We start from the raw sequence: 23,641 nt of genomic DNA, 5'->3' as shown, positions 1-23,641 counted from the left end.
GACTAAGAATTAAAAACGATAACTAAGAAAGAGTTAACCCTTGGTGGTTAGCTCTTTTTTTATAACTTTATTGTGGATAATCCTCTAATGTAACATTTGTTAGTCTTATTGTGATTAATTTCACTATATCTGAAAACGGATTCAGTTACAATGAAGTTAGTTACAAATCAGGGTAACAGGAGGCTGGTTCAAATGGCAACACATGCTTATTATGTTCCGCCCGTGAACTTGATGGGGAGAGGCTGCATACAAGAAGCAAGTAAAATAATTCAAGACATGGGGATTCGCAAAGTACTGGTCGTCAGTGACCGTCCGTTAATTGCTTCAGGCGTTACGGAACAGGTGCTGTCTATATTAAGAAAATCTGGGCTAGACTATATCGTATATGATGATGTTCAGCCTAATCCGACATGTCAGAACGTACATGATGGTCTTCAGGTGTATCAAGAACATGGATGTGATGCAATTATTTCGATTGGCGGTGGTTCACCACAGGATGCAGCGAAGGCTATTGGCATTGTAGCTACGAATGGTGGTCATATCCGTGATTATGAAGGGCTTCATCAATCGCAGCATAAGTCAGTACCACTCGTCGCGTTTAACACAACGGCTGGTACGTCAAGTGAGGTGACAATTAACTACGTGATTACAGATGAGGAACGTAAAGTGAAAATGGTGATGGTGGACAAAAACAGTCTCGTTTCCCTGTCGGTGAATGATCCGGAACTGATGTTAAGCAAGCCTTCTAGCCTGACTGCGGCAACCGGGATGGATGCATTGACCCATGCTGTGGAAGCGATGGTTACACCAGGAGGATTTACGGTCACAAGTGCGACAGCAGCGGCGGCCGTAGAATTGATCTTCGAATATTTGCCGAGAGCTGTAAGAGACGGCGGTGACCTGGAAGCGCGGGAACATATGACGTATGCATGTTTTCTTGGCGGGATCGCCTTTAACAATGCTGGATTAGGGTACGTCCACGCGATGGCGCATCAATTAGGTGGCGTATACGATCTTCCGCACGGTGTGTGTAACGCGATGTTACTCCCATATGTGGAAGAGATGAATGCCAAACATGTGCCAGGCAAATTCCGTCATATCGCCAAAGCGATTGGCATGGATGTGAAAGGTAAGAGTGATGAGCAGTGCTCTGAATATGTCATTGAGGCGATTCGCCAGCTGTCCAAAGAGGTCGGTATTCCAGAAAAGCTGTCCGAATTAGGTGTTGAAGATTTGGATATCGAACTGCTCGCTGATAACGCGATGAAGGACGCCTGTGCACCTGGGAACCCCTATCAACCTTCCAAGGACGAAGTGATGGAGCTGTTCCGTAAAATTATATAATAAAATGTGCACACAAGCCGGGAATACAAGTTCTCGGCTTATTTGTGATTTAATTGTATTTTTAATTACTTTATTTTCCATATTATATTTCCTTACAAAACAAAAGGAGTTTGATTCCTTCTTAGCGAATACAATTCCTAAGTAATGACAAAGTGTATTGGAAGGAGTGAATGCCCGGAGAGAGGAGTAGTTGAGCTTTTAGGAAAAATGACTCAGTACGTTTCGTGTTTCTTGTTTGTGTTTAATGTTTAGTCAGGCAAGAGACTCATATTCTACGCAACAATAACGATTGCCACCCTGCAAAAACACCTCAGCTTAGCTAGTTAGATGACTCTTCACTTTTTATTTTTCATTTTAATTTCGTTTCTGACATGGCAGGGATGCCAGCTTATTTACAATGTGAGTTCTTCACCACTTTCGTATACGTAATGAACATGAACGCGGTTTATACAGCATGCTCCTGATCATGACAACAGTGTCCACTCATCCACAGAATAAGACATGGGCGACTGAATGAAAGAGAGAATGAATGCAAGTGGAGGAGGCTGTAATAATGGCGAAAAAAGAAGTTGTAGCAATGCTGCTAGCCGGAGGGCAAGGCAAACGATTGAAGGGACTTACCAAATCACTGGCTAAACCAGCTGTTTATTTCGGTGGTACGTATCGAATCATTGATTTTCCTCTTAGTAACTGCTCTAACTCTGGCATTGACACCGTTGGTGTGCTGACCCAATATGAACCTCTTGTGTTGCACTCCTATATTGGAATTGGCAGCGATTGGGATTTGGATCGCAAAAATGGTGGAGTGTATGTACTGCCCCCACATGAACGTGAGGATGGAAGCAACTGGTATCGTGGAACAGCCGACGCCATCTATCGGAATCTCAACTTTATCGAACAATTTGACCCTGAACATGTACTCGTTCTATCAGGGGATCATATTTATAAAATGAATTATGAGAAAATGCTTCAGTATCATAAGGAAAAGGACGCGGATTGCACGATTTCAGTCATTGATGTACCACTGGAAGAGGCAAGTCGGTTCGGGATACTGAACACTCATGATGACTACCGTATCTACGAATTCGAAGAAAAACCTTCTCAGCCTAAGAGTACACTCGCATCTATGGGCATCTATCTCTTCAAGTGGGATGTACTGAAACGTTTCCTGATCCATGACGAACAACAGGCATCCACCTCTTATGATTTTGGCAAAGACATCATCCCCTTATTGCTTGAACATGAAAAATCACTTTATGCATATCCATTTGAAGGCTATTGGAAAGACGTTGGTACAATTCGCAGTTTGTGGGAATCCAATATGGATCTGCTGAACGATGAGTCACCATTTAATCTGAATGATCCAGACTGGCGTATCTATACGCGCAATCCGAATCAGCCTGCACAGTATATTTCTCCAACGGCGAAGGTGCGCAATTGCATTATTAGTGAAGGCACGGTTGTGCACGGTGAGGTGAACCATTCGGTATTATTTTATGGCGTCGAGGTCGGTCAGCACAGTGAAGTCATTGACTCTGTTGTCATGCCAAAAGTGAAGATTGGGCACAATGTGCGCATTCATCGCGCTATTATATCGGAAGGACTCGTCATCCCTGATGGTGCACACATTGCCCCTATACCTGGAGACGAAAGTGATATTGTACTTATTGATCAAGAAGAATTGGAGCGCCAGCTCCGCGAGGGAATGACAAGCAAAGCCTAATCTAAGGGTAAAGGACGGTGCATGCGATGAAACCATTGATCGGAGTTATTAACCTTGACCATGAGCTTGAAGAATTGAAGGAATTGACGTACTTTCGCTGCGGAGCTGCGGTGCCCTATGCCGGACGTTACCGTCTAATTGATTTTGTTCTATCCAACATGATGAATGCAGGCATTGAAAGTATTGGTGTATTTGTAAGGCGTAAATATCGCTCACTCTTAGATCATCTGGGGGATGGAAAGCCATGGGATCTGGATCGTAAACACGGAGGTATGTTTATTTTGCCACCGGATTGGAATGATCCAACGGATACCTCACAGGGCGATTTACAGCATTTTCACAATAACCTGGATTTCTTCCACCGGGGTGCGGGACAATATGTTGTTCATGCCGGTAGTCGTCATGTGACCAAGGCGGATCTTCAGGATGTGTATAGGTACCATATAAGCACAGGAGCGGACGTTACGCTGGTCTGCAAAAAAGTAGATCAATTGTTACCTGAGCATAATGCATGTGTCAAAGTTGAACATGACGGGTACGGTAATGTGGTGGACATTCACCAAAGTGCCGATCATCCGAATATATATACAGAAATTTTTATCATGGAAAAAGAACTGTTCTTGCGCCAAGTACAGCGCTGCATCGATCACGGCGAGAGTCATTTTTTCCGTGATGTGATTCAGAAAAATCCGGATGGTTTGAAGATTGCCGCATATGCGTATGACGGATATCATGCAGTAATCAATTCAATCGACAGCTATTATCGGAACAGTCTGGATCTGTTGAACACAGGGCTATATGAACAGCTATTCAAAGAGGAACCTGTTCAGACGAAAATCAAATATGAAGCACCTGCCAAATACCTCGATACAGCCGATGTGAAACATTCCTTACTTGCGAATGGGTGCATCGTAGGTGGAGAAGTAGAGGATAGCATTCTATTTCGTGGGGTGCACGTAGCCAAAGGTGCCAAAATTAAGGGTTCCATTATTATGCAGAAGTGTTACATTGGTGAGGGAGCTGTACTGGAGAATGTGATCCTCGATAAAGATGTGAGGCTGACGGGTGGGCAAACGTTAATTGGAGATCCTTCGAACCCATATATTTTGGCAAAAAGCACTATTATTTAATCTGATGGCATAACCGATATCATCTATAAATGAATCTATTTCAGCCTGAATTTCCTTGTTTTAATCAGGAGTAGATATAGATCCAAGTGGCAATTCGCCGACAATCGTCTTTTAACTAGCTATAGCTACCATCATCCTCATTTATATGAGAGATGAAATTGTTTCTATAAATATATAAAATAAAAATCCTGTAGGATGGATTTAGGTTCATACATTAGCGGAAATTAAATTTTGCTCTATTTCTGAAGATTCTTGTTTATATGCAAACGTAGTGAAGGGGACGAAATCAATTCTGAAGAAGCGAAGCGTTCGCCTTTGTCTCCAAATTTCAACCTATTAAATAGGTTGAAATTTGGGAGACAACAGCGATCGAAAGAATGATTCGTCACCGTAACGACCACTTTGCAGAATGCTAGTCACTTCAGTGTATGAACCGTCACCACTCTACAGGATTTCACCGGGAGGAACCTACTTTTGTTTGACAACAAAGAAACGTTCAAGAGCATATTTCAACGGAATCTGGTCAGCAAATTGGGCAAACCGCTTGAAGAAGCAACGCAGGAAGATGTCTATCACGTACTTGGAAGTATGATTCGCGAATACGCGGGGCAAGATTGGGCGACCTCGAATCAAGGATTTAAGCAGCGGCAGGATAAACAGGTCTATTACTTCTCGCTCGAATTCCTGATTGGACGTCTGCTCGGCAATAACCTACTCAATGTCAATGAATTGGAACTCGTGCGCGACAGCTTGGCTGATCTAGGCTTCTCGTTAGAGGAAGTGGAGGAACAAGAAGCGGACGCTGGACTTGGTAACGGTGGATTAGGACGACTCGCAGCCTGTTTTCTGGATTCATTAGCATCCCTCGGTTACGCAGGTCATGGCTGTGGTATTCGTTATAAATATGGTCTGTTTGAACAAAAAATCATCAACGGCAACCAGGTAGAGCTACCGGATAATTGGCTGGAGAAGGGCAATGAGTGGGAAGTCCGCCGTCCAGACAAGAAGGTCGAAGTAAAGTTCTGGGGACGCGTAGAAACGCACGAAGAGAATGGACGGTATCAGTTTGTAACGAAGGATGCCGAATCCGTCGTGGCGGTTCCCTACGATGTGCCGATTATCGGATATGGTCACCCCCATGTAAATACACTTCGACTTTGGAGTGCTGAGCCGAAGCGCGAAAGTTCACTGGATACGCCTTCGAACTATTATGGATATCTCGATTACAGTCGTTCGGTTGAGTCCATCTCGGAGTTCCTGTATCCTGACGATTCTCAGTATGAAGGCAAGCTGCTTCGCTTGAAGCAACAGTATTTCATGTGTTCGTCTGGGGTGCAGAGCGCCTTGCGGACGTTTAATAAGCTTGGTCTGTCCTATGACCGATTGCCGGATAAGGTTGCTTTCCATATTAACGATACGCATCCAACTCTCGTCATTCCTGAATTGATGCGCATCTTAATGGACGATCAGGGGTATGGATGGGATGAAGCGTGGGACATCACGACCCGCACGGTTTCGTATACAAACCATACTACACTCAGTGAGGCACTTGAAAAATGGCCCGTCTCCATGATTAGCAAGCTGTTGCCACGGATCTACATGATTATTGAAGAGATTAACAAGCGCTTCTGTAGCATGCTTCTGGATCGATATCCTGGAGATCAGGAACGTATAACACATCTAGCCGTTATTGCACATGATCAGGTTAGAATGGCACATCTCGCTATCGTGGGCAGCCACAGCGTTAATGGTGTAGCGGCACTGCACACCGAAATTCTCAAAGAACGTGAGATGGCTCCGTTCTATGCACTTTATCCAGAGCGTTTCAACAACAAAACCAATGGAATAACGCATCGCCGCTGGTTAATGCATGCCAATCCCAAACTATCCAATCTCATAACAGAGACGATCGGCAATGCTTGGATAACCGAGCCTGGCAAGTTAAATGAGCTGTCAAAAGTTTCGCAAGATGCATCGTTCCAAGACCAATTCCGTGCCATTAAACGAGGCAATAAGGAACGACTTGCAGCTTATATTTTGGATCATACCGGAACACCGGTGAATCCCGATTCTATTTTTGATGTACAGGTGAAACGATTGCACGGCTACAAGCGGCAGTTGCTGAACATTCTGCATGTCATGCATTTATACAATAAACTCAAGAATGATCCGACGTTCGATATCGTACCGCGGACATTTATCTTTGGAGCCAAGGCTGCGCCGAGTTATTATTTTGCCAAAAAGATCATTAAGCTCATTAACAATGTAGCAAGCACAATCAATCAGGATAAAGCGGTCAATGATCGTCTGAAAGTATTTTTCCTTGAGAACTACTCTGTCTCATTGGCAGAGAAGATCATTCCGGCTGCAGATGTCAGTGAACAGATATCGACGGCGGGTAAGGAAGCTTCGGGTACGGGCAATATGAAATTCATGATGAACGGAGCGTTGACCATCGGAACGATGGACGGAGCCAATGTTGAGATGGCAGAGCAGGTTGGGGAGGATAACATGTTTATCTTCGGTCTACGGGCTGATGAGGTGTTAAACTACGTTCATTCCGGTTCCTATCGTCCTGGTGAGGTAGTTAGTCAGGATGGTCGAATCCGTGAAGTGGTAGAGCAACTCATTCATCCGGGAGCATTTTGCCATCGGGAAGGGGAGTTCTGGGATATCTATGATTCACTGGTTGCCCATGGCGATGAATATTTTGTACTGCGAGATTTTGCCGCGTATGCTGAGGCACATGCTGCAATTGATGTGGCATACCGTGATATACCGGATTGGACTCGCAAGGCTGTGCTGAATACAGCACAATCAGGCATATTCTCAAGTGATCGTACCATTAGCGAATATGCGACAGATATCTGGGGCATTGAACCGGTATCTGGATATTGGAAAGGGTAAACATGTAAAGAATCCCCTCGGTCAAACGAGGGGATTCTGTCTGTTATATAGATGCCCTTTGAGTTGTCTTCAGGATGTAATGTCATTTGCATACTTGGAGAAATGAGTTTTATACGATAAGTAGGCATGAACCACATGTCCGCACAGAAAATCAAAAAAAACCGTGTCAGCTCAGTCATAATGATGGAGAAATCGTTTATTTCATATCTGCAGCATAGCTTAGAAAGGAAAGGATGCACCATGGACCATTACACACGTATCCAACTTGCGATTACATACCTAGAGGAACATCTACAAGAAGAATTTAATGTGAAACAGACGGCCGCATGCGCCGGCTTCTCTGCGTTTCATTTCCAACGTTTATTTCAGGCTATTACAGGCTTAACCGTGTTGGAGTATGTACGCAGACGTAGGCTTAGTGAGGCGGCTCAACATGTAAGGAATACGAGCGAAGGTATACTCGACATCGCTTTGAACTGGGGGTACCAATCACAGGAAGCATTTACACGGGCATTTGCAACGTACTGGGGCGTGACACCTGCCAAATTCCGCAAGTTGGAGGATGAGTCCTATTCCTTGAAGCTCCAGCAGATGATTGATTTCAACGATTATCGAACTCAGCTTGGAGGAGAATTTTATATGAACACACCACGCATCATAACTCTTGATCCAATTCACATTATCGGGTATGAGTACAAGACGAATTTGAATGACAATCAGCATTATGGAGAAATTCCTGGCTTCTATCATCAGTTTGGAACAGAGCAGAAATTCATGGACATTCCAGACCGTTCACGTCCGGATTTAGCGTATGGCATTGCTTGCAACTTTCAGGAGGATGGTCAATTTTCTTTTATAGTAGGTGAGGAGAGCGCTAGTGTAACGCCATTGTTGAAGCCCGGTTATGTGGAGTTTGAAATTCCAGGCGGTGTGTATGCAGAGTTCAAGGTTGATGGTTCGGGTCAGGATATTCGCAAAATGATCTATGGTAGCTGGTTACCGCAATCCAATTATGAGCGAGGGGAAGGAGCAGACTTTGAAGTGACCGATGTATGGAAGTCGACTCCTGAGCAGTTGGACATGAAGATCTATATTCCGCTAAAATAAACAGAACCGCTTCGCGGTAATAAAGGCCGGAGGGCTTCAGGAATATGAGCGGAGATTCATGGATTAACGCCAAACAGTGTAGAATCATTGTGGTTGTACTCACCGTAATCTATGTGCTGTTTATGGGCAATTTACTTTTTTTCAAAGGCAGAACGGTAGGCTTAAGCTATCAATATAACTGGATTCCCTTTGATACGATCAGACCACTTCTTTTGGAGAGAGACAAGTACAGCACGGAGGCTTGGGTAAAAAATTTATTTGGCAATATTGTATTATTTATTCCCTTAGGTGTGTGCATCCCGGTGTTGTTTCGCAAATGTCGATCCTTCCTGAAGCTTACATTAGCTGTGATCCTTATTTTATTCGCGGTAGAGTTAACGCAGTTAGTGACTCGGGTTGGGGCATTTGATGTCGATGACATTATACTGAATACATTCGGGGCATGGATTGGATATGTAGGTTTGCAATTCTTGATGTATGTTGGAAGACTTCGTTAACCGTCTATATAGATTGAACAGCGATCGAAAGGTTATTCTTTCATTGGAGTGCTCAGTGTAAATATTTATAGTTCAATCTATGTAGTCCGCATAATTCAGAGTTTAAGTAAATCACAAGTTGAATAGCAGGATCGGGATAGAGTGTGTTTACCGAAAGGTTGTCACTTATACCGATCCTTTTTGCGTGTAATTGAATAGCGGGTGTTTATCGAGGGGACATTTCGGATAAAACATATTAACGGGTTATTGAACGACCTTTAGATAACAAGACCATGGAAATGAGGTGGCTGACATCGTTTGGTGGAAAGAGAGTGTAGTATATCAGATCTATCCGATCAGCTTCATGGACTCGGACGGAGACGGTCATGGGGATCTGCGTGGAATCTATGATAAGCTCGATTATCTCACGGATCTTGGAATTGATGTGATCTGGATCTGTCCGATCTACGAATCACCTGGTCATGATAATGGGTACGACATTAGCGATTATTACGCCATTATGCGTAAATATGGCACGATGGAAGACTTTGATCGATTGCTGGAAGAGGCACATAAGCGTGGACTTAAAATCATGATGGATCTAGTGTTGAATCATACTTCGGACGAACATCCGTGGTTTGTGGAATCACGTTCCATGAAAGACAATCCGAAACGGGACTATTATATCTGGCGATCAGGTAAACATGGTCAGCTTCCTAACAACTGGGAGTCTTATTTTGGCGGTTCGGTGTGGAAGCTTGATCCAGAGACGAATGAGTATTATTTACATCTGTACTCGGAACATCAGCCTGATCTCAACTGGGATAATCCTCAGATGGCAGAAGAGATGTATGAAATGGTTCATTGGTGGCTGGAAAAAGGGGTCGATGGTTTTCGTTTCGATGCAGTTGCTCATATTGCAAAGGCGGAGGGTCTGCCCAGTGCGCATAATCCTGATAATCTGCCTGTTGTGCCTGCATATCAGCTATTCTCGAACCTGCAACAGGTTCATTCCATCTTAAATAAGCTGAACGATATGATTCTTAAACCATACGGCCCCATGACAGTAGGTGAAACTTCGGGGCTTGGTCCTGAGCAGGCTCTTGCTTATGTGGGAACGGACCGTAATGAGCTTAATATGGTGTTCCAGTTCGAGCACATGTTTGTGGATGCTCAATCCTCAGGGATCGGGAAGTGGGATTACCGGAAGTGGAAGCTACCCGAACTGAAAGAAATTATGAGTCAATGGCAGACTGTCCTGCATGGGCGGGGGTGGAATGCGAATTATATGGGGAACCATGACCAGCCTCGTCCGGTATCCCGTTTTGGAGATGATGGCAAATATAGAGTGCGCTCAGCCCAGATGCTGGCGACATGGATGTTGACTCTTGAAGGTACACCCTACATTTATCAAGGCGAAGAGATTGGCATGACCAACATTGCTTTCTCGGACATTGAACAATATCGAGATATTGAAACGATGAACTATTACAGACATCATATCGGTCAGGGCAGATCCAAGCAGGATGTCATGGAAGCGATATGGCGGAAAAGTCGGGATAATGCACGAACACCCATGCAGTGGGATGATAGTGAGCAGGCTGGATTCACGAAGGGCGAACCTTGGATTCAGGTGAATGATAACTTCACAGAGATTAATGTCGCTGCTGCTGAGAGTGATCCACATTCTATTCTACATTATTATCGGAAGCTGATTGCGCTACGCAAAAAAAACAAAGTGCTAATCTATGGCGCGTATGAACTACTCCTTGCCGATGATCCTGATATTTATGCATACACACGGACATTAGATGACGAGAAAGTGCTAGTGATCCTAAACTTTAGTTCACATGAAACTGAGATGCATTGGCCGGAGGGATGGGCAGCAGAACAGGCTAAACTCATGATCTGTAATGTGAACAAACGTTACTCGACAGATGAAGGCACTATTCTATTGCAGCCTTATGAGGCGAGGGTTTATCGGATGCAATGAATTGTTTTAATTTTGATTTGTATGTTGGCTATGGACTATACTTATAAGCGTAACTTGTGAAATCATGGATGTGAAGCAAACTACATGGGTGTGTATATTAATTTGTCAGGAGGCTGCCGAGATGCTACAGATTACTTATCATGGACATTCCAGTGTTCAACTAGGCACAGAGGAGAAATCACTGATCATTGATCCTTTTCTACGTGGCAATGAGCTGGCCGTTACCAAACCGGAAGACATTAAGACAGATGCTGTATTATTGACTCATGCTCATATGGATCATATTTTGGACGCTGAACCGATCGCTAAAGCGAATAACGCCAAAGTGGTTGCGATTGTGGAGCTGGCTACATACATGTCTTGGAAAGGGTTGGATACGCTGGGCATGAACATGGGCGGAACCGTGGATCTTGATTTTGCACAGGCGAAAATGATCCAAGCCTTCCATACATCGGGAATTGTGCTGGAAGAGGAACAACGCATTATGTACGCAGGATTGCCTGCGGGATACATTATTAACATTGGTGGTAAAACGATATTGCATGCAGGGGATACAAGCTTATTTGGCGATATGAAAATGATTGGAGATCGTCATAAAATTGATGTTGCCTTCCTACCAATTGGTGGACATTTCACTATGGGGCCAGAAGATGCACTTCAAGCCGCAGAATGGTTTAATGCTAAACTGACCATCCCTGTGCATTACGATACATTCCCAGTGATCCGTCAGGATGCGGAGAAGTTCGTGCAGCAGCTAGCTTCCAAAGGATTGGAAGGTCGCGTAATGGCACCAGGTGACTCCTTTAACCTATAGCAATACGTATAGATGAGTCGCGCTATACTGGTATAGATTGCAAATATGTCTAACTCAATTCTTGATGTTGGAAGAAGCTGTAGTCTGAATAAAGGCTTGGAATATAAAAAAGAAGGCGAGTAACACGTTAGGGAAAATGACGTGAGGCTCGCCTTCTTTTTGCTGTGAAATTTGACGGAACGTTCGTAGTACGAAGATATTGTTGGCATATCGTTATAAGCCATAACGAAGTAATTGCTCTTTTCAATTCAAGTCACGGATATCATAGCGTTTTCGAACGTTAGTTTCAAAATAAATGTTACATAGTCAACATTTATGGGGAATGTGTAGAAAGGGTATATAGCGGTTTTCACGAAACTTTACCTCATGTCACTCAGGTTAGCAAATCGACGTTGTAAACACGAACTTATAGAGGTTGTTCAAAAAGTCCACTTTTGATTACGAAGGATGCCTCACGGCATCTCAGCGTCGAATATGGAATTCAGCCGAAATGTCCGTTGCTCACGTAGTTTTCCCTACGCTCCGCTACTCCATTCCTATCTTCATCCCATCTTCTCGGTACTGAAAATCGTCCTTTTTAAACACGAACTTATAAGAAAATTATAGTTTCAACTTGTATATACAGGTTTACTTATGTAATATATACATGAAGTTAACTGATGAGATAGACCAATACGTATTAAACTTTTGGAGGCGTTAACATGAGTTCAACCGACACAACTTCCTCATCGTGGTGGAAAACGTCCACGGTGTATCAGGTATATCCCAAGAGCTTCAATGATACGACGGGAACAGGCACAGGGGATATTCGAGGCCTGACAGAAAAACTGGACTATTTGCAGCATTTGGGTATCGATATCGTATGGTTACAGCCAGTATATGTTTCTCCTCAACATGACAATGGGTATGATGTGGCTGATTATTACAAAATTAATCCTGACTACGGCACGATGGAGGACTTCGACGAACTGTTGAAGGGGCTCAAGGCACGAGATATGAAATTAATGATTGATATTGTGGTGAATCATTCATCAACGGATCATGAGTGGTTCCAGCAGTCGAGGTCTTCCAAGGATAACCCGTACCGGGATTATTATATTTGGAAAGATCCAGCTCCAGATGGCTGTGTGCCGAACAACTGGCAGTCTAAATTTGGTGGGCCGGCGTGGCAATACGATGAGCATACAGGTCAGTACTTTCTCACCTTGTTTGACAAAACACAGGCTGATCTGAATTGGGAAAATGAGCAGGTACGCAAAGCTGTCCGCGATATGATTAAATTTTGGGCAGACAAAGGCGTAGACGGATTCCGGATGGATGTCATTAATCTGATCTCTAAGGATCAGCGCTTCCCGAATGATGACGGCAGTGTATCTCCGGGAGATGGTCGTAAGTTTTACACGGATGGGCCACGCGTACACGAATACATCACCGAGATGTATGAAGAAGTATTTGGTCCGTACAATATGGTCACGGTGGGGGAGATGTCTTCCACAACGTTAGAGCACTGCATCCAATATTCCAACCCGAATTCGCGAGAATTCTCGATGACCTTCAATTTCCACCACTTGAAAGTGGATTATCCGAATGGTCAGAAATGGGAACTGATGCCATATGATTTTGAAGCAATGAAGCAACTATTCAGTGATTGGCAGACTGGTATGCAAGCAGGTGGCGGCTGGAACGCCTTGTTCCTCAATAACCATGATCAGCCTCGGGCATTGTCCCGTTTCGCGGATGATGGTGATTATCGTGCCGAAAGTGCGAAAATGCTGGCAACCACGATTCATGGCATGCAGGGGACTCCATATGTGTATCAAGGCGAAGAAATTGGGATGCCGAATCCCGTATGGAACGATGTAAGTGAGTTCCGTGATATTGAATCGACCAATATGTATCGATTGCTGCAGGAGGAACGCGGCAAATCTGCTGAGGAAGCTTTTGAGATTGTGAAGCAGCGCTCACGTGATAACTCAAGAACGCCAATGCAATGGGATGCCAGTGAGAATGCAGGATTCACAACAGGTACACCATGGATTAAGGTCGATGAGCGTTATCCTTCCATTCATGTGGCTGAACAGCTTGCTGATCCTGATTCAATCTACTACCACTATCGCAAACTGATTGCTCTGCGTAAGCAAGTACCTGTGCTGATCGACGGATTGTATGAACGTCTCGATGATGCACATTCAGAAGTATTCGCATATGCACGCACGAATGGAAGCGATACGCTGATTGTGGTATCTAACTTCAGTGAGCGAAGTACGAACTTTACATTCTCTGATGCGATCTGGAAAGAGCATATTGCTGGCAAGTCACATGAATTATTAATCGGCAATACGGAAGAGGCGCCTGATCTGCAGCAAGAACTACCATTAAGCCCTTATGCATCTTATATGTGGCTAGTTCCACAAAAGAATTAGTAATCATTGTTCCAATAGTCCTTATTGGAAAACCAGGCTTTTGGAACATGAGTATATACACATTAACTAAGTGGGAAGTGACATTATGGCAATAGATCGAAAACAGGTAGAGGAGATTGTACGCGCAGTTGGCGGCAAAGAGAATATTGAAGCTGCAACGCACTGTGTTACACGTCTCCGGTTTGCCTTGGTGGATGAGAGCAAAGTTGATGCGGCAGCTTTGGACCAGAATGATTTGGTTAAAGGTCAATTCTCATCCCAAGGTCAATTTCAGGTCGTTATCGGGCCAGGGATAGTGGATAAAGTATATGATGAAATGATCCAGATTACGGGCGGTGACCGTTCTTCCAAGGATGATGTGAAGGCGGCAGCGGGTAAGAAACAAAACCCGATTCAACGTGCCATCAAAACCCTTTCGGATATTTTTATACCGATACTGCCAGCGATCATTACAGCAGGTCTACTGCTCGGGATCAATAACATCCTGACAGGGCCGGGCATATTCTTTGATAAACAATCATTAGTGGATGTGTATCCGGCATGGAAGGACTTAGCATCGATTATTAATACGATTGCAAGCACAGCCTTCACGTTCCTGCCAGCTCTAATTGGTTGGGCAGCTGTTAAACGATTCGGCGGCAGTCCGCTGCTCGGGATTGTGCTCGGGCTGATCCTTGTACATCCTGATCTGCTGAGTGCCTATGGTTACGCTGATGCAGTGAATGATGGTACTGTACCTACCTGGAATTTGTTTGGTTGGCATATTGAGAAGATCGGTTATCAAGGGCAGGTTCTGCCGGTATTGGTATCCGCTTATCTGCTCGCCAAGTTGGAAATTTTCTTAAACAAAAGGGTGCATGATTCCGTCAAATTGCTTGTTGTGGCACCCGTAACACTGCTTATTACTGGATTTCTGGCATTTACAATCATTGGACCGGTTACATTTGCGATTGCAAATGCCATTACATCGGGTCTAATTTATATCTATGAATCGTATGCAGCATTAGGTGGACTAATCTATGGTGGATTATATGCTTTGCTTGTTATTACGGGGATGCATCATACCTTCCTCGCTGTAGACGTACAATTAATTGGTAGCCAGGGCGGCACATTCCTGTGGCCGATGCTGGCGCTATCCAACATCGCTCAAGGTTCTGCTGCACTTGCGATGATGCTTGTACTGCGTGAACAGAAGATGCGCGGACTTGCGGCAACATCCTCCGTATCCGCCTTCTTGGGGGTAACGGAGCCAGCAATCTTTGGTGTTAACATTCGTTATCGTTATCCGTTTATCTTTGGTATGGTCGGTTCGGCTATTGGCGGTGTATTACTTACCATGAATAATGTTCAGGCTACCTCAATCGGGGTAGGTGGCGTACCTGGATTCTTATCCATTTTCCCGAACAAATGGGGCGTTTTCTTCATCGGTATGGCTATTGTACTCATCGTACCGTTCCTGTTAACCGTTATTTTCGGAAGAGCCAAAATGAGAAAGCAAGATCGTGAAACGGACAATGGTTCTGTGACAGCAGATCATGCAACTACGTCAACTTCTGCTTCCAAGGATAACCGCACTTCGGCAAGTCAAAAGACAGCTTCTAGCGATGCCTCTGCGGTGACTCCCAATGCGCAAGCTTCAATTAATATTCTTGAAGTGATGGCTCCGTTAACGGGTAAAGCTGTATCGTTGGAGCGAGTTCCTGATCCTGCCTTTGCAGAGAAACAAATGGGAGAAGGGATTGCCATTGTACCTTCTGGCAATAAGGTCGTTGCTCCGTTTGATGCACAGGTTGCCCATGTCATTAAGAGCAAACATGCTGTCATTTTGGAGCATGCGAGCGGTGTTCAGATCCTCATCCACGTCGGTATTAATACTGTGTCAATGAAAGGTGAAGGTTTCAACATGCATGTGCAAGCTGGGGAACATGTGCGAGCTGGGCAAACCTTGCTTGAATTCGATCGTCAGGCGATTGAAGCAGCGGGTCATCCACTCATTACGCCGATTATCGTTCCTGACGGTCAGGACATGGTAGACCGAGTTGAAGTGACAACAGGTGATGTTACATCGAATCGTAACGGCGTGTTGAAGGTACATCTGAAAGGGTAACTTGATGTTAGAGTAGAAGGGAAGCTCACATGATGAGCTTCCTTTTTATTTGGATTTAACTTCTAGCAAATAAAATATTTTAATAAAAATTTAAAGGTTATATTACGTTAAACTAGTATCGTTGATCCAAATTTCCTTTATAATCGTCTTAGTTCAGGTAATGTGAGAGGGATGAAGGAGGGGAGCCATGACACGCATTGCGGTAATGATCATTCATGGACTTGGTAGGCAAAAAGAAGACTATGCGGATCAGCTTATCTTACGATTGCAGCATGAATTCGATCAGGTCATGGTCATGCCGGGAGCAGCCAAGCAGTATCTCGATATTGAGCCTGTATATTGGGCTGATGTATTTGAAGAGAGGGAAGAAGAACTGTTCCAGCAGCTTGTAGTTTCACCTCAACTGAATTACCAGGTGCTGCGCCGATTCGTCATCCATTATCTCGCTGATGCTGTTGCTTATCAACCTGTGGAACAGCAAGGACACCATTATGATGCTGTACACCGTACACTAAGCGAAGCCATGCACAGCCTTTCTCATCGTAACGGACCAGAGACACCTCTTTGCGTGCTGGCTCATAGTTTGGGGGCGGTCATTGCGAGTAATTTCTTTTATGATCTTCAATATCCTTCCAGTCGAACGCCTTATATAACAGATGTTACATCGGCTTTGGAGCGGGGAGATACCTTAACTAGCTTTTATTCGTTTGGAACGACACTGCCACTATGGAGTTTACGTTATCATGATTTTAGTCAACCCATTCAGGTTCCTGCGAAACTGGCTCAACAGTTTTTTCCGGGAATTGAAGGGGAGTGGGTTAACTTTTATGATAAGGATGATATACTTGGTTATCCCTTGCGTCCGATCGATCCGGCCTATGAAGTGGCTGTGAAGGAAGATATCGAAATTAACTCAGGTAACTGGATACAGAGCTGGAATCCGCTCAGCCATAGTGGTTATTTTGATAATAAAACCATGAATCATAGGATAGCCCAGGGACTGGCTCGAATGTGGACCTGGGTGAATCGTGAGTCACCATAAGACTTAGAACTTGAAGGAGACATTATTTTGGAATGCAGAACAGGTTGTGCCGCATGTTGTATTGCCATATCGATATCTTCACCGATCCCTGGAATGAAGAATGGCAAGCCGGCGGGTGTACGTTGCGTACAACTCACGGAAGATAATCGATGCAGTATTTTTGGACATCCAGACCGTCCTGATGTGTGTAGTGGATTACAGGCTTCATTAGATATGTGCGGCAGTACAGATCAAGAAGCTTTTCGTATCCTTAGCTGGCTCGAACAGGAAACGAGTCCGAACCCTCAAAACTAAGGGATACACATAATAGCCTATAGCTCGTAGCTGAATAACTTATAACTGATCCGAATCCATGTAGCTTTTAAGAAAAAAATTGAATCATCAAGAGTACCTCTGGTCAGATGCCGGGGTACTCTTTGGTGTGAGATGAATGGTCTCATTTAATTGGATGATCGTGAACATGACTCTGATTGCCTTATTTTTGTCTCAGTAATCGAGTGAGGATGATCTTTAGAACAGAAGAGACGATGAAGAAAATAAACAAAATCCGGAACAACTGATATCCCGATACGACCGAGAGATTGGCGTTTACCTCATGAGCCATAATACTCATCTGATCCATACCTCCGGGTGCCATACTAAGTAGGGAAGTAGCGGCCGATAGGGAGTACACATGCATGAGGATATAGCCTAGCCCAAGAGAGCCAGCAATGAGAAGTACACTACTTAACAGAGCAAGTGTGACCGTTTGAGTTTTGCGCTGTAGCTGCTCTGGTCGAAGCATCAAACCGACATGACTTCCAATCATCAACTGCGATAGATTGAGGACTGAAGAGGGCAGTGCAGGTGTATGCCACGACGTGGTCAATTGAATCACACACATCACAATCATCGGCCCAAGCATAAACGCAGTGGGGAAACGTAGTTTACGTGCGACCCAAGCCCCCATGACACATAGCGGAGCATAGATCCATATTTCCGGGAATAACGCTGTCCATAAGGCACTTGTCCCCTGCACAGGATCTGTTCCTGCAACACTCGCTCCACCAACCCATGGACTGAACAGCAGAAAAGGAACACAGAACACAATCATAATCAACCGAGTCACCTGCAAAAAGGTAACCAGAGTCAGATTAATGGATTTCATCTCCTCAGCTAAAGAAACCATCTGGGACAATCCACCAGGGATACTCCCAACAAGCAAAGACGGAAAGTCAAACGGAGTAAGCTTCGAAGCGAGATAGGCCGTTAATGTACAGAATCCGATGAGCAGTAGAGTCATGAGCAGCATCATAGGAAGCTGATGCAGTATTCCTTGTAATGCATCTTCAGTAAGGGTTAGGCCGATCGAATAACCAACAATCAGAATTCCGTAATCGCGTACGCTTGAAGGCCACATTAACGGGAGCTTAAGCACCTGTGCACCAAGAAGCATAAACACCATTGGCCCTAGTAGCCAGGGGATTGGCGTGTGGATCGCAGTGAACACGATACCTCCCAGTACGGAGACGCTTAAACTGAGCAAAAAACGAAAAACAACGGAGGGACTATGCTTATGCATCAATCCCATCCGTTCCATTTCCTTATATTTGTTGGCACAAGCCCTATACGTAAGTCGGTATATAGGTTTAAGTTGCAAAGTTGTTTCATGTAAGATCACTCCTGATGATAGGCGCTTATTTTGCTTCAAGGAATCTCCGACTCTTCAACTAATCTCATTCTACCTTACTAGCATATCAATGAGTTGTCACTTGTGCAGCAGGTTTGGCTTCCCTAAACATCACATAGTACATCAGGGACGAAATAACATACAGGCTGCCTGTGATACTGAACGTGATCGCATAACCCCAGTACGTTCCATAGGTAGTCACCAGATAAGATTGTACAGGACCCATGGTAGCCCAACCGATCATGAAGGCCGTCTGCATTAATGAGTTCGCAATCCCACGTCGCTTATCAGAGATTTTATCAACCAGAATAGCGGAGTGAATCGGATTAGCCGCATTCATCAGTGCCTGCCTAAACAGGAAGCTGATGGAGGCGATCACCAGCAGATTCGTGAATCCGGTAAGCAATAGGAACGGCAAGGACATGATCTGGAAAATGACGACAGCTCGAACGCTCCCCACCTTTGCAGCAAGCGTTGGCCCTATAAGCATCGAGACAATGGTCATGATCTGACCTAAGGAGATGAGTAGACTCATCCCGCTGAGAGAAACAGAAAAGCGATTCGTAAAGTATAGATTCAGATAGGGTACGACAAGACCAGAACCGAATCCAATCAATAATTGAGTGATAACAAACTGACCGATCAGTCGGGAATCCTTCTTCTTGAGCTGGACATCAGACTCACGTACTACCCCAGAGGATTCTGAGATAACTCCTTCAACGCTTTGCTTCAATTGAGCAGTTGCAGGAACTGATTGGTTTCCTTGGGATGTAGCTGAATGATCATTGATAAACAATAAAGGAATAAATGCGGCTAGTGTAGCCACGCCTCCAATAATTAACACCGTTTGTAAACCTGTGACCACAGCGAATCCTGCTGAATGAAGCAGATCAGCAAATACGCCGCCTCCCAGACTTCCTAGCACCTGAGATGCAAGAACAAGTGAGGAGTAATAACTGAACATTTTCAAGCGCTGACTCTTCTTCACATTTTCAGCCAGGAAAGGGATCGCGAGCACTTGGAATACCCCGGCAAAAAGTCCAGAGAACACGGCAAACCAGATTAATCCACTGGCAGAATAGTCGAACGAGCGACCAATTAAGAACACTCCGCTGAACAATGCTCCGACGATGAGCAACCGTTTACGGCTGAAGCGATCACCGCCGAGTCCTATAGGCACGAACATAATCGCGGTTGCTAGCGATTGGATACTGACAATCTGACCATTCATGGTGTCGTTGTAGCCAAGACCTTGAATGTACAGATTATACAGGACAGAGAACATGCCATTACCGATCTGATACAGAATACTAGCTAGAAAAAAAAGTTGGATATTGCGGGACCAACCCCGAATTTCCGAAACGATCTGTCTTAGAACTTTCAAGTGGTTTCCCCCAGTCGATGCTGTGCAGTGTTACCAGTTTAACAGGAATGGGGAAATTTCGGAACAATTGACCACTGTTTATTTTTTGCTCTATGACAAAACGCGTGCAAGCATGAATCCATCGTACCCTTTGCTGCCTACCGTTTGCAGCGCAGTTGCTTCAAGTTTAGGATGGTTTGCAACCATATCTAGGAAGGTGCGCACACCCTTGACTCTCTCATCTGTGCTGTTTGGATTGACCACTTCACCATCTCGGACAATATTGTCGCCAATGATAAGACTTCCAGGACGTGCTAAGCGTAGAGCCCATCGGAGATAATCAGGATTGCTTGGTTTGTCAGCATCAATGAAGATGAAGTCGAAGGGTTCACGGTACTCTTCTTGTATGTCTGGGAGAGTGGTCAGAGCTGCTCCGACGCGTAGATCGACTTTATCCATAAGCCCTGCATGGCTTAGATTATGACGAGCAATCTCCGCATGATGTGGATCGGCTTCAAGAGTCACAATTCTACCTTGCTCAGGTAAGGCACGCGCCATCCAGATCGTACTGTAACCGCCCAGTGTTCCAATTTCGAGCACGCGAGTTGCTCCCTGAATCTGAAGCAGGAGTTGCAGAAATTTGCCCTGATTCGGTGTGACATCATGAGCAGGTAATCCAGCAGCGGTATTGTGATGTAAGGCTTGCTCAAGTAATGGATCGGCGGGAATCAATCGTTCGTTCAGATATTGGTCTACTTGAGTCCAGGTGTGTGGTAAGGATGAAGAATTCTTATTTTTCATTAAGCAGGTTCCTTTCCGGATAGAGGTTTTGGGATTTCTTAATTCCACTATACGGCTTGCAGGATTATAAATAAAATATATATATTATATTAAATTATAAATTTTAGTTATGTTTAGAAAGGGGTTCACATGAATCTACACGGACTAAGGTTATTTCATGCTATTGTGCGATATGGTGGGGTGACACGAGCTGCGGAAGAACTTAATATTAGTCAGCCGGCCGTTTCATCACAGGTGAAAAAGTTTGAACGAGAGCTGAACATTCAGTTATTTGTCTCGGAGGGCAGAAGACTTGTTCTTACGGATGCGGGTGCACAGCTTATCAGTTATGCAGAGCGCTTATTTATGCTGGAACAAGAAGTAGAGCATTTTGTGGAGGATTTTCGGGCAGGTAAGAAAGGGATGATCCGGATTACAGCTACATATCTCCCGGCTAATTTTCTGCTTCCAGCATGGATTGCTCGATTCAAGCAGATGCATGAAGAAGTTGAGGTCGTTGTGAATACAACGAATACACGGATGGCATTTGATCAATTGCTTCGATATGAAGCAGAAATTGCGGTATACGGTGGAAGTGGGATCACACATAACGGGGTTGACTGGGACGAGCTGTTTGAGGATGAAATGTGGTTTGTCGTTCATCCAAAGCATCCATTTGCAGGACAGGAGGTAGAGTTAAGAGATATGATGGCAGAGCCATTCATTATGCGTGAAGAGGGAAGTGTAACCAGAGATCGGCTCGTATCACTCTGTACAACCAATAATTTGCCTGCGCCTCGGATCGCTCTTCAATTCAATGGGCTGAATGAAACGATTAGTGCAGTAAAAGCAGGATATGGAGCCAATTTTATCTCTTCACTGGTTGTGAAGCAGGATGTTCGCGAAGGCAGACTGGCACGGGTATTCGTCCAGCATGAGCAATTAAAGAATACACTCGCAGTATGTACACGAGCAGGGGAAGTATTGTCACCCGCTGCTCGAAAATTGGTTGAACTAATGAAGCAGGAAGCTTCCAACATGCAATCTAGTTGACTGACTTCTTAACTACCGCTTGCTGTATCTCGTACATTGCTGAATTGAGTCCGAGCATACAAGGTGATGCCTCCAACGAGCAGAACAGGAATCCAGACAGAGACAAGAGGCCAGTGTTGGAACAGAAGTGCGGCAGCAATGATACCAACCAAATAAATGAGAACTGCACCAGCACGTAGGTATACATCACCAGATAGTGATCTAAATAACGATTTGGCAGAGGTGTGTCTCATTCTGTACATAATGCTTACGGTATCTTCCACAACAGCGGCGAGATTATTCGTTAGAACGGTTGTGGATATGCCGGCAATGCCGATCCGGCGAGCTGCTGTAGTTTGCATTCCCATCGCCGCTGCTAAGACGAGAATCAATAGATACGTGAGTTGTTCTGCATAGGGACTGATCATGGCGACAGCAAAAAAGAGCAGTAAGCTGCTCTCAACAACAAATACAGTTGTAATTCGCTTCGTCCAGCCACTTTCGCTTCGTCCCCATCCAATCATGCGAGCTGCTATTGCATTTCCGATGATAAATCCGATAAGTGCGATTAACGAACGGAGTACAACAAACTCCTGAGCGCGAGCAATAGCAATACCCAGCAGAACGATGTTGCCGGTCATATTTGCGGTTAGTACATGACCTAAGGCTAAGTAGCCAATGAGATCGACCATACCAGCAGCCATGCAAAGAAGGAGCAATGCGTACTTTTGGAGGGTTACTTGATGGTGCATGTGACTTTCATCCTTTCACGAAAAAGCTACCCCTCTAGTATACAGTAACATTTACACGAATGAATACCGTAGTTAAGATTCGATCATGACAGTGTGCAGAGCCAATCAAACATATGGCTGATCGCGGTCTGTTGAACTGCACCGTGAAAATGATGATTTTCTCCTCCATAAGCATGAAACGTAACATCCGCACCTTTGCGTTTTAATTCGTTATACATACGTGTACCATGACTGTACTTCACCTGTGTATCGGCGGTTCCATGCATGATCAGGACGGGGCAGTGAAGCTCCGTAACTTTGAAGAGTGGCGAACGGGCAGTGTACGCTTCAGGAGCGCGCTGCGGAGAATGGCCGAGAATCCTTTTCAATGTTCTTCTCAGATCGGTACGTTCCAGATAGGTTTGAGCCACATCAGCAACACCGCTCCATAATACGAGTTTGTGAACACCATGAGGCTGTTTATTGTAAGTCGCTGCTGCGTGCACAGCATTGATCGCCCCTCTAGAGAAACCCATGACAGAGATCCGTGACAGATCGGCAAAAGGCAACCCATGCACCAACTGATAAGCGGACACAACATCTTGCAGATCACTACCGCCATACTCATCACGTCCTTCACCACCTTCATTGCCGCGATAAGCAGGGGCGAACACGATATACCCGTAGTTAACAAATTGTTCGATCCAAGACGTATTAACCCCGCCATAGTTACCGAGTCCACCTCGGCAGTAGATCAGCACTGGCCATAATGTTTTTTGTTCGGTGTGCATTGGTTTCCAATGACCACTGGAATAACGGCTAGCCAGTGCCGTAAGTTTTACAGGTTGAAGCGTGGAGGATAAGGTTGGCGAGGCTGGTAGACTATCAACATCTGCTGGTACGGAGAAGGAAGACAACGAACAGCCATCCGGAAGACCGAGATATGCTTTGACACGATAAGAATCAGAAGAATAAGTAACGTGATAGAGCAGCAGAATCG

18 protein-coding genes are annotated in these 23,641 nt (G+C 44.7%); 13 read left to right on the top strand and 5 right to left on the bottom strand.

Going from position 1 to position 23,641, the window contains the following annotated elements:
• The first annotated feature begins 192 nt into the window (after positions 1-192).
• The 12 genes from M3636_RS10200 to M3636_RS10145 all read left to right on the top strand — a co-directional run bounded on the left by M3636_RS10200 (position 193) and on the right by M3636_RS10145 (position 17,360).
• Entirely contained in the window at positions 193-1,344 is a 1,152-nt protein-coding gene (locus M3636_RS10200) for an iron-containing alcohol dehydrogenase (RefSeq protein ID WP_251382380.1), read from the top strand.
• A gap of 553 nt (positions 1,345-1,897) precedes the next feature.
• Positions 1,898-3,067 carry a glucose-1-phosphate adenylyltransferase gene (locus M3636_RS10195; protein WP_285858651.1) on the top strand — a complete coding sequence of 390 codons (1,170 nt, stop codon included), beginning with the start codon at positions 1,898-1,900 and terminating at the stop codon, positions 3,065-3,067.
• A gap of 26 nt (positions 3,068-3,093) precedes the next feature.
• Positions 3,094-4,197: a glucose-1-phosphate adenylyltransferase subunit GlgD gene (gene glgD / locus M3636_RS10190; RefSeq protein WP_128101618.1), complete on the top strand. Its 1,104-nt coding sequence runs from the start codon at positions 3,094-3,096 to the stop codon at positions 4,195-4,197.
• Between the two features lie 474 nt (positions 4,198-4,671).
• Entirely contained in the window at positions 4,672-7,104 is a 2,433-nt protein-coding gene (locus M3636_RS10185) for a glycogen/starch/alpha-glucan phosphorylase (RefSeq protein ID WP_251382379.1), read from the top strand.
• A gap of 240 nt (positions 7,105-7,344) precedes the next feature.
• Entirely contained in the window at positions 7,345-8,211 is an 867-nt protein-coding gene (locus M3636_RS10180; RefSeq protein WP_251382378.1) for an AraC family transcriptional regulator, read from the top strand.
• A 44-nt stretch (positions 8,212-8,255) separates the two neighbouring features.
• The gene (locus M3636_RS10175) at positions 8,256-8,708 is read left to right on the top strand and encodes a VanZ family protein (protein WP_251382377.1); all 453 of its coding nucleotides are present in this window, start codon (positions 8,256-8,258) and stop codon (positions 8,706-8,708) included.
• Positions 8,709-8,991: 283 nt separating this feature from the next.
• A complete protein-coding gene (locus tag M3636_RS10170) occupies positions 8,992-10,680 on the top strand; it encodes a glycoside hydrolase family 13 protein (protein WP_353056279.1) in 1,689 nt (562 codons plus the stop codon).
• 121 nt (positions 10,681-10,801) lie between these two features.
• Complete coding sequence (locus M3636_RS10165; protein WP_251382376.1) at positions 10,802-11,494, top strand: metal-dependent hydrolase; 693 nt, start codon at positions 10,802-10,804, stop codon at positions 11,492-11,494.
• Between the two features lie 701 nt (positions 11,495-12,195).
• Positions 12,196-13,917: an alpha,alpha-phosphotrehalase gene (gene treC / locus M3636_RS10160; protein WP_251382375.1), complete on the top strand. Its 1,722-nt coding sequence runs from the start codon at positions 12,196-12,198 to the stop codon at positions 13,915-13,917.
• 85 nt (positions 13,918-14,002) lie between these two features.
• On the top strand, positions 14,003-16,024 hold the full coding sequence (gene treP / locus M3636_RS10155; protein WP_251382374.1) for a PTS system trehalose-specific EIIBC component: 2,022 nt from the start codon (positions 14,003-14,005) through the stop codon (positions 16,022-16,024).
• Positions 16,025-16,211: 187 nt separating this feature from the next.
• Positions 16,212-17,066 carry a chemotaxis protein gene (locus M3636_RS10150; protein ID WP_251382373.1) on the top strand — a complete coding sequence of 285 codons (855 nt, stop codon included), beginning with the start codon at positions 16,212-16,214 and terminating at the stop codon, positions 17,064-17,066.
• Positions 17,067-17,093: 27 nt separating this feature from the next.
• Positions 17,094-17,360, top strand: coding sequence for a YkgJ family cysteine cluster protein (locus tag M3636_RS10145; RefSeq protein WP_251382372.1), 267 nt, complete (start codon positions 17,094-17,096; stop codon positions 17,358-17,360).
• Positions 17,361-17,541: 181 nt separating this feature from the next.
• On the opposite strand, the gene M3636_RS10140 is transcribed toward M3636_RS10145, so the two are convergent.
• The 3 genes from M3636_RS10140 to M3636_RS10130 form a co-directional block, all read right to left on the bottom strand.
• Positions 17,542-18,636: an AbrB family transcriptional regulator gene (locus tag M3636_RS10140; protein WP_251382371.1), complete on the bottom strand. Its 1,095-nt coding sequence runs from the start codon at positions 18,634-18,636 to the stop codon at positions 17,542-17,544.
• Between the two features lie 166 nt (positions 18,637-18,802).
• Positions 18,803-20,119, bottom strand: coding sequence for an MFS transporter (locus M3636_RS10135; protein ID WP_251382370.1), 1,317 nt, complete (start codon positions 20,117-20,119; stop codon positions 18,803-18,805).
• Positions 20,120-20,209: 90 nt separating this feature from the next.
• A complete protein-coding gene (locus tag M3636_RS10130; protein ID WP_251382368.1) occupies positions 20,210-20,899 on the bottom strand; it encodes an O-methyltransferase in 690 nt (229 codons plus the stop codon).
• Positions 20,900-21,028: 129 nt separating this feature from the next.
• Between M3636_RS10130 and M3636_RS10125 the strand changes: the two genes are divergently transcribed.
• Positions 21,029-21,931, top strand: a complete 903-nt coding sequence (locus tag M3636_RS10125; protein ID WP_251382366.1) for a LysR family transcriptional regulator — start codon at positions 21,029-21,031, stop codon at positions 21,929-21,931.
• Positions 21,932-21,939: 8 nt separating this feature from the next.
• Here the strand turns inward: M3636_RS10125 and M3636_RS10120 are convergent, their stop codons facing one another.
• Complete coding sequence (locus tag M3636_RS10120; RefSeq protein WP_145409502.1) at positions 21,940-22,662, bottom strand: YoaK family protein; 723 nt, start codon at positions 22,660-22,662, stop codon at positions 21,940-21,942.
• A gap of 83 nt (positions 22,663-22,745) precedes the next feature.
• On the bottom strand, positions 22,746-23,558 hold the full coding sequence (locus M3636_RS10115) for an alpha/beta hydrolase family protein (RefSeq protein WP_251382364.1): 813 nt from the start codon (positions 23,556-23,558) through the stop codon (positions 22,746-22,748).
• Positions 23,559-23,641 lie beyond the last annotated feature (83 nt).

The sequence above is a fragment of the Paenibacillus sp. MER 99-2 genome (assembly GCF_023714095.1).
Lineage (GTDB): Bacteria > Bacillota > Bacilli > Paenibacillales > Paenibacillaceae > Paenibacillus.
Note: the sequence above shows the minus strand (reverse complement) of the source record. Positions and strands in the feature narration are given on the sequence as shown.

What these genes read in the sequence shown, in the direction of transcription:
- M3636_RS10200 (WP_251382380.1), top strand. Translation starts at nt 193, where the DNA reads ATGGCAACACATGCTTATTATGTTCCGCCCGTGAACTTGATGGGGAGA.
- M3636_RS10195 (WP_285858651.1), top strand. Translation starts at nt 1,898, where the DNA reads ATGGCGAAAAAAGAAGTTGTAGCAATGCTGCTAGCCGGAGGGCAAGGC.
- glgD (WP_128101618.1), top strand. Translation starts at nt 3,094, where the DNA reads ATGAAACCATTGATCGGAGTTATTAACCTTGACCATGAGCTTGAAGAA.
- M3636_RS10180 (WP_251382378.1), top strand. Translation starts at nt 7,345, where the DNA reads ATGGACCATTACACACGTATCCAACTTGCGATTACATACCTAGAGGAA.
- M3636_RS10175 (WP_251382377.1), top strand. Translation starts at nt 8,256, where the DNA reads ATGAGCGGAGATTCATGGATTAACGCCAAACAGTGTAGAATCATTGTG.
- M3636_RS10165 (WP_251382376.1), top strand. Translation starts at nt 10,802, where the DNA reads ATGCTACAGATTACTTATCATGGACATTCCAGTGTTCAACTAGGCACA.
- treC (WP_251382375.1), top strand. Translation starts at nt 12,196, where the DNA reads ATGAGTTCAACCGACACAACTTCCTCATCGTGGTGGAAAACGTCCACG.
- treP (WP_251382374.1), top strand. Translation starts at nt 14,003, where the DNA reads ATGGCAATAGATCGAAAACAGGTAGAGGAGATTGTACGCGCAGTTGGC.
- M3636_RS10150 (WP_251382373.1), top strand. Translation starts at nt 16,212, where the DNA reads ATGACACGCATTGCGGTAATGATCATTCATGGACTTGGTAGGCAAAAA.
- M3636_RS10140 (WP_251382371.1), bottom strand. Translation starts at nt 18,636, where the DNA reads ATGGGATTGATGCATAAGCATAGTCCCTCCGTTGTTTTTCGTTTTTTG.
- M3636_RS10130 (WP_251382368.1), bottom strand. Translation starts at nt 20,899, where the DNA reads ATGAAAAATAAGAATTCTTCATCCTTACCACACACCTGGACTCAAGTA.
- M3636_RS10125 (WP_251382366.1), top strand. Translation starts at nt 21,029, where the DNA reads ATGAATCTACACGGACTAAGGTTATTTCATGCTATTGTGCGATATGGT.
- M3636_RS10120 (WP_145409502.1), bottom strand. Translation starts at nt 22,662, where the DNA reads ATGCACCATCAAGTAACCCTCCAAAAGTACGCATTGCTCCTTCTTTGC.